At 47.4% G+C, this 15,981-nt stretch carries 11 protein-coding genes; 1 reads left to right on the top strand and 10 read right to left on the bottom strand.

All coding sequences use genetic code 11. The features are described from left to right. Window positions 1–144 precede the first annotated feature (144 nt). The 8 genes from J2X05_RS03575 to J2X05_RS03610 all read right to left on the bottom strand — a co-directional run bounded on the left by J2X05_RS03575 (window position 145) and on the right by J2X05_RS03610 (window position 10,570). Complete coding sequence (locus J2X05_RS03575; RefSeq protein WP_310068720.1) at window positions 145–2,679, bottom strand: glycoside hydrolase family 9 protein; 2,535 nt, start codon at window positions 2,677–2,679, stop codon at window positions 145–147. A 154-nt stretch (window positions 2,680–2,833) separates the two neighbouring features. Continuing rightward, a complete protein-coding gene (locus tag J2X05_RS03580) occupies window positions 2,834–3,259 on the bottom strand; it encodes a group I truncated hemoglobin (protein WP_310068723.1) in 426 nt (141 codons plus the stop codon). Between the two features lie 2 nt (window positions 3,260–3,261). Beyond that, window positions 3,262–4,155, bottom strand: coding sequence for a DUF3034 family protein (locus tag J2X05_RS03585; protein ID WP_310068725.1), 894 nt, complete (start codon window positions 4,153–4,155; stop codon window positions 3,262–3,264). After that, window positions 4,152–6,479, bottom strand: a complete 2,328-nt coding sequence (locus tag J2X05_RS03590) for a putative bifunctional diguanylate cyclase/phosphodiesterase (RefSeq protein ID WP_310068727.1) — start codon at window positions 6,477–6,479, stop codon at window positions 4,152–4,154. The genes J2X05_RS03585 and J2X05_RS03590 overlap by 4 nt, the downstream gene beginning before the upstream one ends. Window positions 6,480–6,491: 12 nt before the next feature. Beyond that, window positions 6,492–7,136: a methylamine utilization protein gene (locus J2X05_RS03595; RefSeq protein WP_310068729.1), complete on the bottom strand. Its 645-nt coding sequence runs from the start codon at window positions 7,134–7,136 to the stop codon at window positions 6,492–6,494. A gap of 38 nt (window positions 7,137–7,174) precedes the next feature. Continuing rightward, entirely contained in the window at window positions 7,175–8,848 is a 1,674-nt protein-coding gene (locus J2X05_RS03600) for a GGDEF domain-containing protein (RefSeq protein ID WP_310068732.1), read from the bottom strand. A 176-nt stretch (window positions 8,849–9,024) separates the two neighbouring features. Beyond that, window positions 9,025–9,675: a thiol:disulfide interchange protein DsbA/DsbL gene (locus tag J2X05_RS03605; protein WP_310068735.1), complete on the bottom strand. Its 651-nt coding sequence runs from the start codon at window positions 9,673–9,675 to the stop codon at window positions 9,025–9,027. A gap of 211 nt (window positions 9,676–9,886) precedes the next feature. After that, window positions 9,887–10,570: a c-type cytochrome gene (locus tag J2X05_RS03610; protein ID WP_310068736.1), complete on the bottom strand. Its 684-nt coding sequence runs from the start codon at window positions 10,568–10,570 to the stop codon at window positions 9,887–9,889. A 235-nt stretch (window positions 10,571–10,805) separates the two neighbouring features. Here J2X05_RS03610 and yihA point away from each other — a divergent pair, with 235 nt between their 5' ends. Beyond that, entirely contained in the window at window positions 10,806–11,444 is a 639-nt protein-coding gene (gene yihA, locus J2X05_RS03615) for a ribosome biogenesis GTP-binding protein YihA/YsxC (protein WP_310068739.1), read from the top strand. Between the two features lie 503 nt (window positions 11,445–11,947). On the opposite strand, the gene J2X05_RS03620 is transcribed toward yihA, so the two are convergent. Both J2X05_RS03620 and polA read right to left on the bottom strand, forming a co-directional pair. Next, window positions 11,948–12,844: a transporter substrate-binding domain-containing protein gene (locus tag J2X05_RS03620; RefSeq protein ID WP_310068743.1), complete on the bottom strand. Its 897-nt coding sequence runs from the start codon at window positions 12,842–12,844 to the stop codon at window positions 11,948–11,950. Window positions 12,845–12,920: 76 nt separating this feature from the next. Beyond that, the gene (gene polA, locus J2X05_RS03625) at window positions 12,921–15,713 is read right to left on the bottom strand and encodes a DNA polymerase I (protein ID WP_310068746.1); all 2,793 of its coding nucleotides are present in this window, start codon (window positions 15,711–15,713) and stop codon (window positions 12,921–12,923) included. Window positions 15,714–15,981: the final 268 nt, after the last annotated feature.

Below are 15,981 nucleotides of genomic sequence, written 5' to 3' on the forward strand. Positions count from 1 at the left end.
CGCGGAATCTATTTACAAAAAAAAACAGTTGCAGTGCTGAGGGCTCGAGGATAAATATGGACGAGGATATGGAAAGCGCAAACGAGGGATAGACGCTTAAGTGCCAAAAAGAAGGGCAGCCCTTCTTTTTGGCATCGAATAAAACTATTCAGCTTTTTTGCCTTTGGCATTGTTTAAATGATCCACCGCCAGCGCCAAAAACATGTAATTGGCCTCACCGCCACCCATTACATATTCAGTTTGTTGCCAGAAGAAGGGCCAGATTTTTAATTCCGGCAAATCCGGGCGAATCAGTGCCGTGCCGGAAATAACGCCGCCAGGAATGTACGACCAGTCAGCGCGGTTGACCCCGTAGGCAACGGTTGCCGAATTCGCGCCAACACCCGAGGCAAAACTTTGGGTGTTATCTCCGGGGTGCACACCCAAAACAAAATTGAGCGCATTCACGAAGGAATCGGTCCCCGCAAATTGCGGCCAGGATTTGTGGAAGAAATATTGTTTAACACCGAACTCCTGAATGTTCCAACCTGCTCCCCAAATATTGGGTTTGTAGGGAACACCGTAGGGCGATTCGGTTTTAGCGCGCTCGCGCACTTCCACCTGATAGTTTTCTACGGCTTTATTTATCGCACGGGTAAATTGTTCGTCCTTCATGCCCGGCATAACACGGCCAATCGCCCAACCGGTTTCGGCTATATCTTTTACCACTTCCGTTTGCAAACTAATTAATTCTTTGCGATAGCTATCGTCATTCGTTGCAAGAATCAATTCAGCGAGTGCATAAATACGCACATCCTGTTTTTTGGTATTGGGCGCAGCTATACGATAAATGTTTTTTGCTGCTTCTAATGCTTCTTTTGCCATAGTGGGATTGTAGGTTTGCAATACACGCGCAGCAGCGGCCAAACCACCGGCAACATATAATTCACGCTCGGGATTATTTTCGGTAAATACCCAGCGGTCATCGGGTGTGCCGGATTTTCCATTTTTCACTTCGCCATCTTTAAGCGATGCGTCGTATGGCAGATTATCGGTTTGCACCATGGCATCGCCCAGCAATATATATTGGCGAATGGTCGGTTCGATAATACCGCGATACAAGCGCCCCATGGATTTGTACCCGCCGAGCACACTTAGCAACCCGTGTTCAATTTGTTGCAGCGCATCATTTTTGCCATCGGCGACATGGATCTCTACCAATTTTTTCTGTTGGTCGATTAAAGTTGCATCGTGACTGAGCCCGAACTCTTCAATCATACTCGCGAGCAACCAGATGGTGCCCATTTGTGATTCCACGCGCAGATCGTAATCGCCCGCATCGTGCCAACCGCCCGCATCTAAACCCGGCACCCGCTCACCCGGTTTGAATGTGGTGCGCGTTGTGCCATCAGAAATATAGCCGTCGATATGATTAAAATTGAGCGGCATCATGAGTGCATCGTCCTGATGATCCAGGCCGTGCCATACGCGGTATTTTTCATTCACGCGCATATGGCACATCTGCACTGGTAAAAAATATTCGAGCGTAGGCTGCCATGCGTGACGCGACAACACATCATCGCCAATTTTAAATGCGTGCGAGGTTTTATCGCGGTAGCTAATTTGGTACATACCCGGCTCGGTGATGCTGGAGAAATCGTGAGTCATATATTGATAGCGCAGAAAATTTCCCCAAGGTTCAACCTTGGCTTTTTTGACCAGCGTTTTACCTGTTTCACTTAATTTGAAAATTTTTATTTCAGAGGCTTTAGTATCGCGCTTGTCCTGTTCGATGACGACTTTTTTTAGCTGCTGCGACCCATAGCCTAATTGCGATACTTGAATAACAGGTTCGTAAATCCAATTTTTTATTACATGAGGAGTGACAACCCATTCCAATGCGGCAGTAGTTTTATCGGCGGGGATAACACCACGCACTATGTACCAACCGTTGTTGTGATTGGCCCGACCATCCCACAATTCCAAAGCGCCGGTTTTACTTTCAATCGTCATGCGCTGTTTGTCGCTATCCGGCGCCACAATTAATTTATTGCCAGCGGCCAGTGGCGCTGTTAAAAATTCGCCGTGTGGATTAACCAAGGGACCATTGGGTTGCTGCGGAAAAATTCCAGCGTTTTTATCCATCAGCCAGGATTTTCCAAATAATTCACCGGGAAATAATTCAAAATTAAATCCGATTTTCCCCACCCATTCCTTCGGTAGCGGTTTTTCCAAATCCACGCTGATTTTAAATTGGTTGTTATCCAGCGCAGTTACTTTTACTTCATAGGTAAATTTCAGATCGGGATAAATAATCGGATTAAAGCCTTTGCGATCTTTACTCGGGTCAGGATAGGAAAGTGATTGGGTGATCGTCTGCGTTTTTTTATCAACCGTTTGTTTGCCGCCCACGGGCACCGGCGACCACTGCCCCGGTGAAATTTCCAAGCGCAGATCGCCGTTGGCAGCGATACGGCTGCCATGTTGAATAACGGTTACACCAGTCTGGTGTCCATCGGGATAAATATCGCTAAACACAGTGACATTAAGCCCCTGCATTTCAAAATAATCTTTATCGTTAATTGCCAACTCATCAGCGAAGCTGAGGGAAGAAAATGCAATAGCAGAAGTAAGCAGGCTCCAGGTAAAAAAAGATTTTTTCGTGGAGTTTTTTATAGAGCTTTTCAGAGGACTTTTCATAGGTGAATGCCGTTTTGTTATTTGTGCGAGCTGTTAATAAGAAATACTTATTGTCAGATAGCGCAAAAGCATAAACCTATGCGGGCACAGAGGTGATAATAAATTTGTCGATATAGGTTAAATAATGTTAATTGATAAGCAGCGTGTAACGGCGTTACTGATAAACCACATCCTTATAAGTTGGTGCCAATTTGGCGAGCAGCCGGTTTTGGGTGGTCACCGGAATCCCGCACTGCTCCATCGCTAAAATCAAATCATCGACAATCGCATTAAATTCGGTGTTGGTATAGTTGTGACCAGCGTGCACTAATTGCATGTTATCGCCCTTGTATTCACAGGGACCACCCACCGCCGCACAGACATAATCCGACATGCCTTTTTTAAACTTGCTCATATTTGCGCCTTTGTAACGATGTTTGACGCGTTCATCTTTAGCGATTACCAAAATAAGCTGGTGGGTAATTTTAGTAATGCCTTCGTATTGCCCCAGCGCATCGTAAAGCGATTGCTCTGTTGACGATTGATTTGCACAGGCCATCAACAGAAAACTTACACAAAGCCCGATAAATAATTGTTTCATAATTAAAAACTCCCATGCAGAGACAAGTACCAACCGGTTTGATTTTTAAAGGTCGCCACCTCACCCAGATCAACATAAGCTGCTACTAACGCAATACGCTTGTTGGGAAACCAACCAATAAACGCTGTTTGCCAATCATCTTCTTTAATAAACGATAAATTATTTGGTTTTTGTCGATATTCGGTGCCCACTAACCAATGGCGATTTAACAGCACACCGGCGGAAACTTCAGGCAACAATTCTTTGTCATCATTTTTATCACCGCCAAAACCCACCAAGCCAGTTTGGTTGGCGTTGGTGTAACGCAAATTGGCATTGAGCAATAAATTGCGGTTGAAAAAACCACCGAGAATTAATTTGGTCGCGGTCAGATTCACATCGGTGCCCGAATCTTTTTTTGCGCCCACTGCGCCCGGCACAAAAAAATCCAGATTTTTTTTATGCTGCACACCAACACTGATTTGCGGCATTGGTGTATAAATCAAATCACCAATCACACGCACTTTGGCGGAAATAATACGCTGACTGATGGAGTCCGTTGGCAAACTTAACGCCGCAGTGAGTGAATCGTGAGTCAATTTTTGTTGCGCAAAAGACAGCTCAATCCGATTGCGCCAACTCCAGGCGCCACCAACTACTTCCAATTGGTAATCACCGGTATCCACATAACTGCCAAACGCAACAGCGCTCTGCTCCTCTTGCGCACCATAACCGGCAAGCACCGCCATGGGAACAATCCCGCCACCAGCTGCACCTTCAATTGTGCTTGCACCGCCAGTCGCTAATAAGCGGCTGCGTGAAATGCGGTCGTCGCTATTGAGATCTAAAGTAGCTGCATGGCCAGTGCAACAGAGCACAGCAGTTATCAATGCCAAAAACAATCGGTTCATAGTCATGATGTTAATTCCGCTAAATACTTGTGAACCCATTGGATAAACTCTTTCGCCGGTAAGGGTTTGCTGTACAGGTATCCCTGCGCCGTATCACAGCCGTAGCTTTTCAGCAGGGCTTTAATCGCCTCGGATTCAACACCCTCAGCCGTTACGCTTAAACCCAAGGTATGGCCGAGGTCGATAGTCGAGCGCACAATTAATTGATCGTCAGCACTGGTATCCAAATTTAAAATAAACGATTTGTCGATTTTCAATTCAGAGACTGGTAATTTTTTTAATTGCGACAGCGATGAATAACCAGTACCGAAATCATCGATGGATAAGGTCACACCCAAATCGCGCAGGCGACGCAAATTGTGCAGACATTTATCCGCTTCGCGCATAATCGCACTTTCGGTAATTTCCAGATATAAATTTTCTGCCGGAACCTTATGAGATTGCAGCAACTCCGCGACGTAAGCAGGCAAATCATCGACCAGTAAATCCAGCGCCGATAAATTCACTGAACAGGTAATTTTAATTTTTTCATCAAGCAACACACGTAGCTGGGCAATAGCGGTTTTTAATACCCAGCGCGTTAAAATCGTTATCTGCCCCGAACTTTCAATCACACCGATAAATTCATCCGGGCTGACAAAACCCATTTCTGGATGGCGCCAGCGCACCAGGGCTTCAGCGCCCAAGGTATCAGCACGCTCCAGATTTATTTTTGGTTGGTAATACAAACTGATGTGGCCTGCATTGAGCGACGATTCAAATTCGCGGAACAAATGCAAACGGCGCAAATGTTTTTCATCCCACCCCTGCTCATACCAACAGGTGCACTGTTCACTGCCACGCCCTTCATTCAACGCCAAATTTGCGCGGCGCAACAGCGACTCGGCCGATTCAGCATCCTGCGGATAGGTTGCCAAACCAATGTTTACCTCGACACTCACTTGCAAACCGCTAACCAACAACGGCGTTTTAAATGCGGCGTGAATCAGTTCGGCAAGTTCGGCAATGCTGTCGCGCTGCGCAGCCATCAGAATCGCTAAAAATTCATCGCTACCCAGACGCAAGACTTCGCCGTGCGTCAGGATGCGGGCAATTTTTTGGCCGACTTCGCGCAATACGGCATCGCCAATTTCCTGACTGAGTTCATCATTGATTTGGGTAAAATTTTTGATATCGATCACTAACAAAAAGACCGATTCTTTTAACGGACGCGAACGGGAAATTGCATCTTCCAATTCAGGGAAAATGCGTAAACGGTTAGGCAAGCCAGTAAGCGGATCATGCTCCGATTGATAAAGCACTTGCTGTTCGCGCTCTCCAATCGCCTGTTGCATGCTGATAAATGCACGCGCCAGATCGCCCAGCTCGTCCTTTGAGGTAACGGCAATGGGTGTGCTATAAAAACCGCCGGCAATTTTGCGCGCGATATCGGCCAACACCCTCACTGGATGTGTAACACTGCGCGTCAGAAAGAGCGCCGCAATTCCCGCCAATACTGAAAATACTAGCGCCAATAAAAACAACTGCACATTTAAACGCGAGAAAGGCGCCAGTACTTGGCTTAGTGGCACTTGCAATACCGCCAGTAAATCATTGTTTTGACGCGCGGCAGGCACCGCCAATGAAATCAGTTCATCGTATACAAATACTTCACCCTGTTTGTTTTCTGTTTGCATTTGTTGCAATAGAACTACACGGCTTTTTTCATCCTGTGTGCCACTGAGATATTGGTATTGTTTGCCATCGTGAATAACAAAGGATACTTCCAATCCAGTCAAACGTTGTAGCTCAACACTTAAATCCTGTTTGATTTCAAACCCCATTGCAGCAAGGCCGATAACAACGGGCGCTTTTACGGAAAACATTACAAATTGATAAGCACGACCATCAACAATAATAATGTCGTATGCCTGCCCGCGCACTTGTGCTTGCTCTTTGAGATTATTGAATTCATCGACAATTTGCAGGCCAAAGGTCTGATCGCTGGCAATTAATTTTCCATCGCTGGCAATCAGAATGCCTACGTCAGCTTTAACCCGTGCGGAGTGATTGATTAGGGCAGAGGCAATGGTTTTTTCATCGCTAGTGGCAACGGCATCTTTAAAACCAAAATCTTCAGTGAGCACCTTTACCGAGAGTGCAAGCTGCTCAACTTTTGTTTGCATGATGCGCGTAAATAATTCACCGCCTGATAACAGTTCAGCGCGCGCATTTTGGGTAACTGCTTTGTTGATCACTACGCGGGTAGCTACATACGAGATAGCCTCCAGTATCACAACCAGACCAATAAGAAAGGTAAGCAGTTTGAGCAGGTAACTAAATTTTGGCATGCAGGGTTCTGCTTAGAATAAGTTGGAAAATTCGTCAACGGTTTCAGCAGTTTTCGCCGCCGACAAATTATTTACGGTGATCTTGTTATTCAGAGTTTGTGAATCATCCAAGGTAATGGTCGATTCAGGAAAATTTCCGCTCATCTGCGGATGATAAATTTGCACTTGGTATTTTCCCGCAGGCGCCGCAAGACTAATATTTCCCTGCGCATCGGCAACCGCAAAATACTCTGTCTCTACAACATAAATATATGCCACCATGGAATCGTGGATATTACAGCCCAATACTACGGTGCCCGGCTTATCGAAAAGCACGGGTTCAGCAGTCATGCCGTGATACAAACGCAACTCGAATTTTTTTGCCGGAGAAAATGAATAGACATGGTGGCGCACATCATCGCTATTGGGGAAGCGCACCTGCGTATTTACGCGGATGGCCAACACTCCCGGCACAAACATATTTTGGCGCTGATCCATAATCACGGTCGGCACAGCGGTGTAATCTATTTTTTGCTGTGGCACCAGGGCTGCAACCGCATCTTTAAGTGGATTGCCTTTGTCATCCACCACACTTAATTCCAATTGCGCCGATATACCAGGTGGCGACATTAATAACGCCGCCACCAGCAGAAGTTGACCTGCAAATTTACTATTCATAAACCTATCCTGTATGGATTTCATTGCCCAATTCCCGGCTAGCTTAGTTGGCAGCGATTGCGGCCATTGGATTTAGCGGTGTAAAGCGCTTGATCGGCGCGCTCAAACGCAGATTCCAAACTGTCATTGGTTTTAAATTCTGTCAGGCCCACCGATAAGGTGATCGACATAGGTTGCTCTTTATAATTAAACGCAGCGTTGGCAATTGCATCGCGCACTTTTTCCAATACTGTCAAGGCCGTTGCACTATCGGTTTCCGGCATAAGCGCGACAAATTCTTCGCCGCCATAGCGACAGAAAAAATCCACTTCGCGTAAGCGTTTGGCAATAGAGCGGCCAATCACTTTAATAACCCTGTCGCCCGCCTGGTGGCCGTAGGTATCGTTGATGCGTTTGAAGTGGTCGATATCAAAAATCGCAATGGTCAGCGGGCGGCCGTAGCGTTGCCAGCGCTGCACCTCTGCACTGGCGCGCTCATTGTAGGCTTCGCGGTTAGGCAACTCGGTGAGCGGATCATGCAAGGCTTTTTGGCGATGCGCTTCAAGAGTGGTGCGATTTTTTTCCGCCTCGACTTCCATCGTTTTAATTTTTGCGCCGAGTGTTTGCAATTGCTCGGCTAAAAATTGTTGTGCCTGATCGGTTTGCTGATAGTGATCGATCACCTGACGAATATTACCCAGCTGGGATTTCACCGTATCCTTGAGTTGGTTGATATCGGTAGCACTGGTGGCGGTGACTTCCAGATCGTTCATTTCGCGCATCACATCATCTTGCAGTTTGCGCGATGCAGCGCGTTCGTCTTGCGTATTTTTTACTGCGCCGCCGAGCAGCATATAAATTTCGGCCAGTTCCTGATTAACGTTTTTTAAATAGGTAGCAAAGGCTTGGTTGGCTGCGAGGTAGGCTTCCATCACCAGATCGCGTACGCTGTCGAGCAGCGGAACCAAACTGTCCACACTCACGCCTTGCTCCAGTTTCCTGCGCATCACCTCTACTTTGTTTTTAATCGCCGTTTCATTTTCAAGGCTGGTAAAAAACTGGTTGAGCACGCGAATAATTTGCGCGGAATATTCTTCTGTTAAATGACTAACGATAGGCTCTACGCTAGCGGATGGGGAATCGATCATCGGCGGTAAATCGGCGATTGCGTATTCATCCTGTTCGTCGCCAGCGTCGGCTATTTTTGGATTGGTTTTACTGCCGAGAATTTTATCGAACAAACCGGTTTTGGGTTGCTCGATTTCGCCCAACGCCTGTTGTTGGATTTTGGCGAGTTGTTGCAGGAGCGCAGGATAGAGGCGCACTTTTTTACTGCGCTGCGGCAACTGCGCGAGATAATCACTGAGTTCTTTTTTAACTCCGCGCGATAATTTGAAATGTTGCAGCGGTTTGGCTGCATCCATAATCGCCTGGCGAATATCCTGAGCACCCTGTTCGCGGTTTTGCTCAAATGCCAGTGCTGCCGTTTCCAGTTGGGCGAGAATACTGTTGAATTCTGTCGCGCTCATTTTGCTGCGCAGCTGTTCGCGCAGCTTGGCCATAATCTGGTCTAGTGTTTCATCCTGACCATCGGCAGCAATACTGAGCCGCACCAATGCACTGCGCAGCAGTTCCTGCTGGCTGGCAAACTGCTTCTCTAACTGCTCCTGCTCATCCAGCGCATTGAGATACTTCTCTCGCCAGTTGTTTTTATCACCAGAATTGACTGTCATAACGCGCTTGTAACCTATGGGCTCGGGCTGTCTGAAAAAACTCTTCCTGAGTATAGCCAGTCATCGCCGATTCACCTTTTCCCTGACCCAAAATAACCCCAAGCGCAAAACCTGCCACCAATAAAAAGCCCGCCCCGGATTCCCGGCGCGGGCTTTTTAGACAGATATCCTATCGATTACTGTGCCGGTGCTTTAGTTCCGCGCTCTGCACGTGTTTTGGCAACCAGGAAATCGACCACTTTCAGCATTTCAGCGTGGCCGCCAGCCAAACGGGAGCTGACACGGTATTTACCTTCAACAACCATCTCAGGAGTGCCAGCTACTTTATAGCCGCGCGCGCGCGCTTCGGCTTGTTTGATTTGGCTGGTGACACCGAAGGAATTAAATGTGCTCAATGCCTTGGCTTTATCCACACCGTAGGTAGCAAAGAAGTCCGCCCATTGCTCGGCAGTTACGATTTGTTTGCGCTCTAAATGAAGGGCATTAAAAATTGCCATATGGGTTTTTTCTTTAACTTTCAATGCAATCGAAGTGTAGTAACCGCGGACCAATGGTTCCATTTGCGGATTCCACATAGCGTGGGTTTGAGCCAGATAAACATCTGCAGCTTGTTTCTTTTCCCAAGCTTGTAACAGCGGCTCAAAGTCAAAGCAGTGCGAACAGGAATATGCAAATACTTCGGCTACTTCGATTTTACTCGGGTCGGTAGTGCGCACTGCCTGCTCTAACACCTCGTAATGCTTGCCTTCCTGATACTCACCTGACGCCTCTTGAGCACATGCACTCAGGGAAAAAACCAAACCCAACAGGGCTACCAAAATACGCATAAATCGCTCCTCAGTACTTTTATTGTGAATAAATAATGTGTGTGAATCATGAATTCGGTTGGATGCCTGCGGCATTAGTCCTGTAAATGTTATCCAAGTTCCCAATCTGGACCCGGATTCTCCAGCGCGCCGTTAGATCTGTAAAGCAAAGATACAAAAAAGGCGACCGAAGTCGCCTTTTTCGTCTTCATTAATCATCCTTTGGCGATGATTAATTTAACCCAGCAATAAAGTTGGCCAAGGCGATGATCTCAGCATCGCTCAGCTTGTCGGCTACTGAACGCATGATCATTTGGTCGCCATCGTTAGTACGATCACCCGCGCGGAAAGCACGTAGTTGCTTCTCAATGTATTCCGGGTGCTGCCCACTCAACCGGGGGAACCCGGCAGGGATGTTGCCTTTGCCATCGGGTGCATGGCAGCCAGTACAAGCGGGCACACCAGTGGTTGGGTTGCCAGCGCGATAAATGCGCTCGCCCAATTCCAGGCCATCAACTTTAATACCCGAGTTCACTTGTACTTCGATTTTCTTGGAGCCAGACAATTGAGTGGTTTGGCTGGCAAAGTGCGCGGCTATATCGGCCAGATCTTGCTTGCTCATATTGACAAGCTGCCCAGTCATCTCTGGCACTTCACGGCCGGTAGTGGCTTTTTTGGCAGCATCTTTTTCCAGATCCCAAGCCTGGATATCAGTCAGCTGCTTAAGCAGATAACGCTCACCCAAACCAGCCAATTTTGGGAAGGTACCAAGGAGGCTATTGCCATCGGCACCGTGGCATGCGCCACATACAGCAGCCTTGGTTGCGCCTGCTGCCGCATCTCCCGCAGCCATAGCGCCCTGCGCAACTGCTACCAAACCCAGCGATAAAAGTGCATTTCTTACGATATGTTTCATTGGCTAATCCGATTGATCGATGAATCTGATTGTTATGCGTGCGTCTTTAACAGGCAAGTATACGTAGGAATTCGGCGGACGGTTCGCTTAATGGCAGGCCAACAAGCTACAATCGCACCTTAAATTCCACTTGATTCCGCATGAATCCTGCTTTTGGCGCGCACGGCGGCCGGTAAAAGCGGCGGCATTATATTACCAACGCGCTAATAACACACTATTTTGAAGGGTTATTATCTTGACCGAGATCGTATTTACCAAGGCTTATTTTACCAAGAGTGCCCCCAGCATCCGCGAATGCCCACCTGAGACTGGTTGCGAGGTCGCTTTTGCCGGCCGCTCAAACGCGGGCAAATCCAGTGCTATCAACGCATTAACCAACCAAAAGCTGGCGCGGACCAGTAAGACACCCGGCCGCACCCAGTTGATCAACTTTTTTAATGTGGGCAACGACCAGCGGCTGGTTGATCTACCCGGGTATGGCTACGCCAAGGTATCGCGCGATCAAAAAGAAAAGTGGCAGCGGGATTTGTCGGAATACTTGCAAAAACGCCAGTGCCTGAAAGGCTTGATACTGTTGATGGACATTCGCCATCCCCTGCAAGAATTTGATACCACCATGCTCGACTGGGCGATCCGCGGCAATATGCCCGTGCATATTCTGCTGACCAAGGCCGACAAACTCAGCCGTATGCAGGCTAACAACGCGCTATTTGCGGTGCAAAAGCAGCTAAAACAGGCGAAGCTCGATCAGCTGGTGAGCATCCAGTGTTTTTCTGCGCTGAAATATGCCGGGCTCGATGAGCTCAAAGCAAAATTGCAGTCCTGGCTGGCGCCAGTGCCGGAACAAGGCAACGAAGAAAGCGCATCCCAATAAAAAAATCCGATGATTTAAGTAAATCATCGGAAAAGAACTGGCACCCTTGGGGTGATGCCAGATGGGCTAGGTCGGAGAGACAAGACAAGTACTACGAGAAAAAGCGGCTCCATTAAACGAGTTGTAGCTATGACTTGGCGCGTCCCATGAAGTTCAGCAGAAAACGTAAAGCTTTGTAACTGCAACAGTTTTTGCACAATTCACATTACGACGGGCCAACTTACAGGCAAAAAAAACCCCGATAAAATCGGGGTTGGCTTAGCTTTAAAATTACTTCGCGCTCAGCTGGCTTAAAAGCCATTAGGGGAGGAGTTAGCTCATGATCGTAAAACACACATAACTGAGACACAGCCTTTTCCAAATTAGTTCAAACTATTTTTAAATAATTTGCACAATTTTTTGTTACTTCAGAAAAATCCTTTAAAAACAATCGGTTATGAATCTTAAATTGCGCATATATAGGCACAAATTAGCGTTCAACCAACAATCTGTTAAGAATCTGTTCATTCAGGCTGTGGCTTTTTTCCCGCACCGTCCAATAGCGGCATAAAGTCGGGCACAAAACTCACCTCAAGGTTATCCAGCAATGGGTTTTGAAGCGGGATAACTTGGCGCTTGCCTAGATCCACCAGAGCCAAACTGGGCAGGAAATGTGTTCCCCATAACGCCTGCAGCGATCCATCGGCGTAGGCGCGCTGCAATCCGAGTTCGATACGCTTTTTGGCCAGTTTGTTTTTACCATTCAAATAGAAAAACCGGGGCAGCGGATAAACCAGCAAGAATTGTTCATCAATATCAAGTTCCTTCAGCTGACTAAATTGCTCCATCTCTCCTAATATTTCATTTGCACCGCGACAAAAAAAATCAACCCGCCCTCCAATCACCATCAAGAACATGCCATCGTAATTATCGATCTCCTGCACTTTTAACCCGTTGTGGCGAAAAATAATCGTATCCGCCCAACCCACACCATGCGCAAAGGTGTATTGCCGTAAATCCTCAAGAGAGGTAATTTTTTTACCGCTCGCCTTGAGCTTGGGATTAATAAAACAGACGCGATAACCCAATACGCCCAAATCCATCGGGAAATTAATAAAATCCAATTTGGCGTGATGCGTCAGCGCCTGCTCGTAGCTCGTCTCAATAATCAAATTGGGGTAAGCATCATCGACCGCTGCTTTGAGTGCACGTGCATAGTTGCGCGGCGGTATAGGTCGCAGAGCGAAATTTCCATATTCCTTGCGCGTTTTCTCCAACGCAAGGCGCAACAATTCAGTGCTGTAAATGTGGTGTTTATCACCTTCAGTGAAGGGCGCGCGATGGCTGACCACAAATTCGGCCAGCGCCGGGGATGATGGCAGCAACAGCAATGCGAGATAACAAAACCATTTATTTTTCATGGTGCCTATTCCCTCCGAACTGATTGCTGCAATCGATCCAGTTTTTTAGTGCACCCGGATCAATTGTAGCGTGCGATTAATGTGCTTCATCCCAGTTATTACCTACTCCAGCCTCCACCAGCAGCGGCACTTTAAGTATAGCCGCGCCAGACATGCGCTCAATCAATCCTGCGCGCACTTGCTCAACTTGGGTTTCAGCCACTTCGAGTACAAGCTCATCGTGCACCTGCATAATGATTTTTGCATCGAGTTGCGTTTGATCGAGCCAGGCCTGCACTTTGATCATCGCCGTTTTTATAATATCGGCAGCGGTGCCTTGCATAGGCGCATTGATTGCAGTGCGCTCAGCACCCATCTGCAGGTTTTTGTTTTTGGCATTGATGTCAGGTAAATACAAACGGCGGCCAAAAATTGTTTCTACGTATCCCTGCTCATGGGCGAGCGCGCGGATATTATTCATGTAGCGCTGTACACCTGGGTAGCGCTCAAAGTAGCGGTCAATATATTGCTGCGCCTCATTGCGTCCGACATGCAACTGCTTGGCGAGACCAAAGGCCGACATACCGTAGATCAACCCAAAGTTAATTGCCTTGGCACTGCGGCGCATTTCCGAAGTAACACCATCCAAACCCACACCAAATACTTCGGCCGCGGTAGCGCGGTGCACATCCAAACCTTTTTCAAACGCGCTGAGTAACCCGGCGTCGCCAGACAAGTGCGCCATAATGCGCAACTCAATTTGCGAGTAATCCGCTGCAACTAACTTATAACCTTTAGGCGCGATAAACGATTGGCGGATGCGGCGCCCTTCTTCAGTTTTAATCGGGATATTTTGCAAGTTCGGGTCTTGCGAGGACAGCCGCCCGGTAGCGGCTACAGCTTGATGATAGCTGGTGTGTATGCGACCAGTGCGCTTGTTGATCACCAAGGGCAACTTGTCCGTGTAAGTGGATTTTAATTTAGCCAGGCCGCGATATTCCATCAATACTTTTGGCAGCGGATAATCCAGCGCTAATTCTTGCAAAACTTCTTCTGCAGTTGATGGTGTGCCCGTAGGCGTTTTTTTCAGTACCGGCAATTTTTGTTGTTCAAACAAAATCACACCCAGTTGTTTGGGCGAACTTAAATTGAATTCCTGCCCGGCGATATCATAGGCTTTGCGCTCCAATTGCACGAGGCGCTCGCCCAGTTCAACACTCTGCTGACCAAGCAGTTTGGCATCGACCAATGCGCCATTGCGCTCAATATGTGAGAGCACTGGCAAGAGCGGCATTTCAATAGTTTCAAATATCGATTTTAATGGCGCAACTTTTTCCAGCTGCGGCCAAAAAAATTGATGCAAACGCAAAGTGATATCAGCATCTTCAGCAGCGTAATGACCTGCATCTTCCACTTTTAATTGATTAAAAGTGAGTTGTTTTACACCTTTGCCAGCAATTTCTTCAAAGGTTACTGTTTTATAATCGAGATAGTTTTGTGCAAGGTCATCCATATTGTGGCGACTGCCGATGGAATTCCACACATAGGATTCGAGCATGGTATCAAATTGAATACCGCGCAATTCAATACCATAGTTAAGCAGTACACTGCGATCGTATTTTAAATTCTGGCCAATTTTTATTTTTTTTGCATCTTCCAGGATTGGTTTTAGCTCTTGCAGCACCCACTCAAGCGGTAATTGTTCCGGTGCGCCCATGTAATCGTGAGCGCAGGGAATGTAAGCAGCAACGCCCGCTTCAATCGCAAAACTCACACCGACAATTTTTGCATCCATAATTTCCAGCGCAGTCGTTTCGGTATCAAAGGAAAACTGCGCGGCGTGTTGCAAACGTTTTAACCAATCAGCAAATAGGATTTTATCGGTAATAATGTCGTAATTGGTTTCGGAGGGTGCTGTAGGTAATTCTGATGACAGGTTATTTTCTGTACCCGCATTTTCTTCGCACACCAGCGGTAGAGCGGTCGCAGTAGGCGATACATTTTTTTCATCGTCTATTTCTTTAACCCAGCTTTTAAATTCCAGATCTTCGAACAATTCGCGTAGACGATTCCGGTCAGGTTGGCCGCAATGAATAGCTTCAGGAGCAATAGCTAATTCCACATCAGTTTTGATAGTGGCGAGGCGATAGGATAAATAGGCCATCTCGCGGTGTTCAATTAATTTCTCCGGCATAGTCTTCGCGCCACGAAATGAAAGCGTGCGTACGTTTTCAAGATCGGCATAAATCGCGTCAAGCCCACCGAGCCCCTGGATTAATCCCTGTGCAGTTTTTTCGCCGACACCGGGCACGCCGGGAATGTTATCGACCTTATCGCCCATCAACGCGAGGTAATCGATCATTAGCTCGGGGCCAAAACCGTATTTGGCATTGACGCCGGGAATATCCAATACCGTTTCGGTCATGGTGTTCACCAGAGTGACGTGCTCATTCACCAACTGCGCCATATCTTTATCGCCAGTGGAAATCACCACTGGCATTTGCAGCTCAGTCGCCTGACGCGCGAGCGTACCTATTACATCGTCGGCTTCCACTCCTTCAATAACAAAGAGCGGCAGCCCCATTGCCTGCACTATGTCGTGAATCGGTTGCACTTGCGGGCGCAGGTCGTCGGGCATGGGCGGGCGATTGGCTTTGTATTCAGCGTACATGTCATCGCGAAACGTCTTGCCTTTAGCATCAAAAATGACGGCTATGGGGCTGCGCGGATAATCCTTCAGCAAGCGGCGCATCATATTGATCACACCTTTAACTGCGCCGGTGGGCTGACCTTTGGAGTTGGTAAGTGGGGGTAGCGCATGGTAAGCGCGGTAGAGGTAGGAAGATCCATCGACAAGCACCAAGGGTGCGACAGTTTGAGTTTCAGTCATAGTCAATATCTGCAATAAGGCGGTTTTTGATGGCCGCAGGATACACCAAACCCTTGCTTGCCGAGCCGCAACACCTGGGCATCAGTGACGCCGGTAACATCTTAAATGCCAACCAAGCCAAAAGTGTTACCTGCGAGAAGATGTGTTACCAGGCGCCATACCTCATGAAAAATTTACCTTATAACGCTAAGTTTCGGTATTTATTCACATTTTATAGTTTTGTATAGCTAAAAAGTTTAATTAAGGGCTAGGCAAATCTAAAAAGTCT

The sequence above is a fragment of the Cellvibrio fibrivorans genome (genome assembly GCF_031457055.1).
Classification (GTDB): Bacteria; Pseudomonadota; Gammaproteobacteria; order Pseudomonadales; family Cellvibrionaceae; genus Cellvibrio; species Cellvibrio fibrivorans.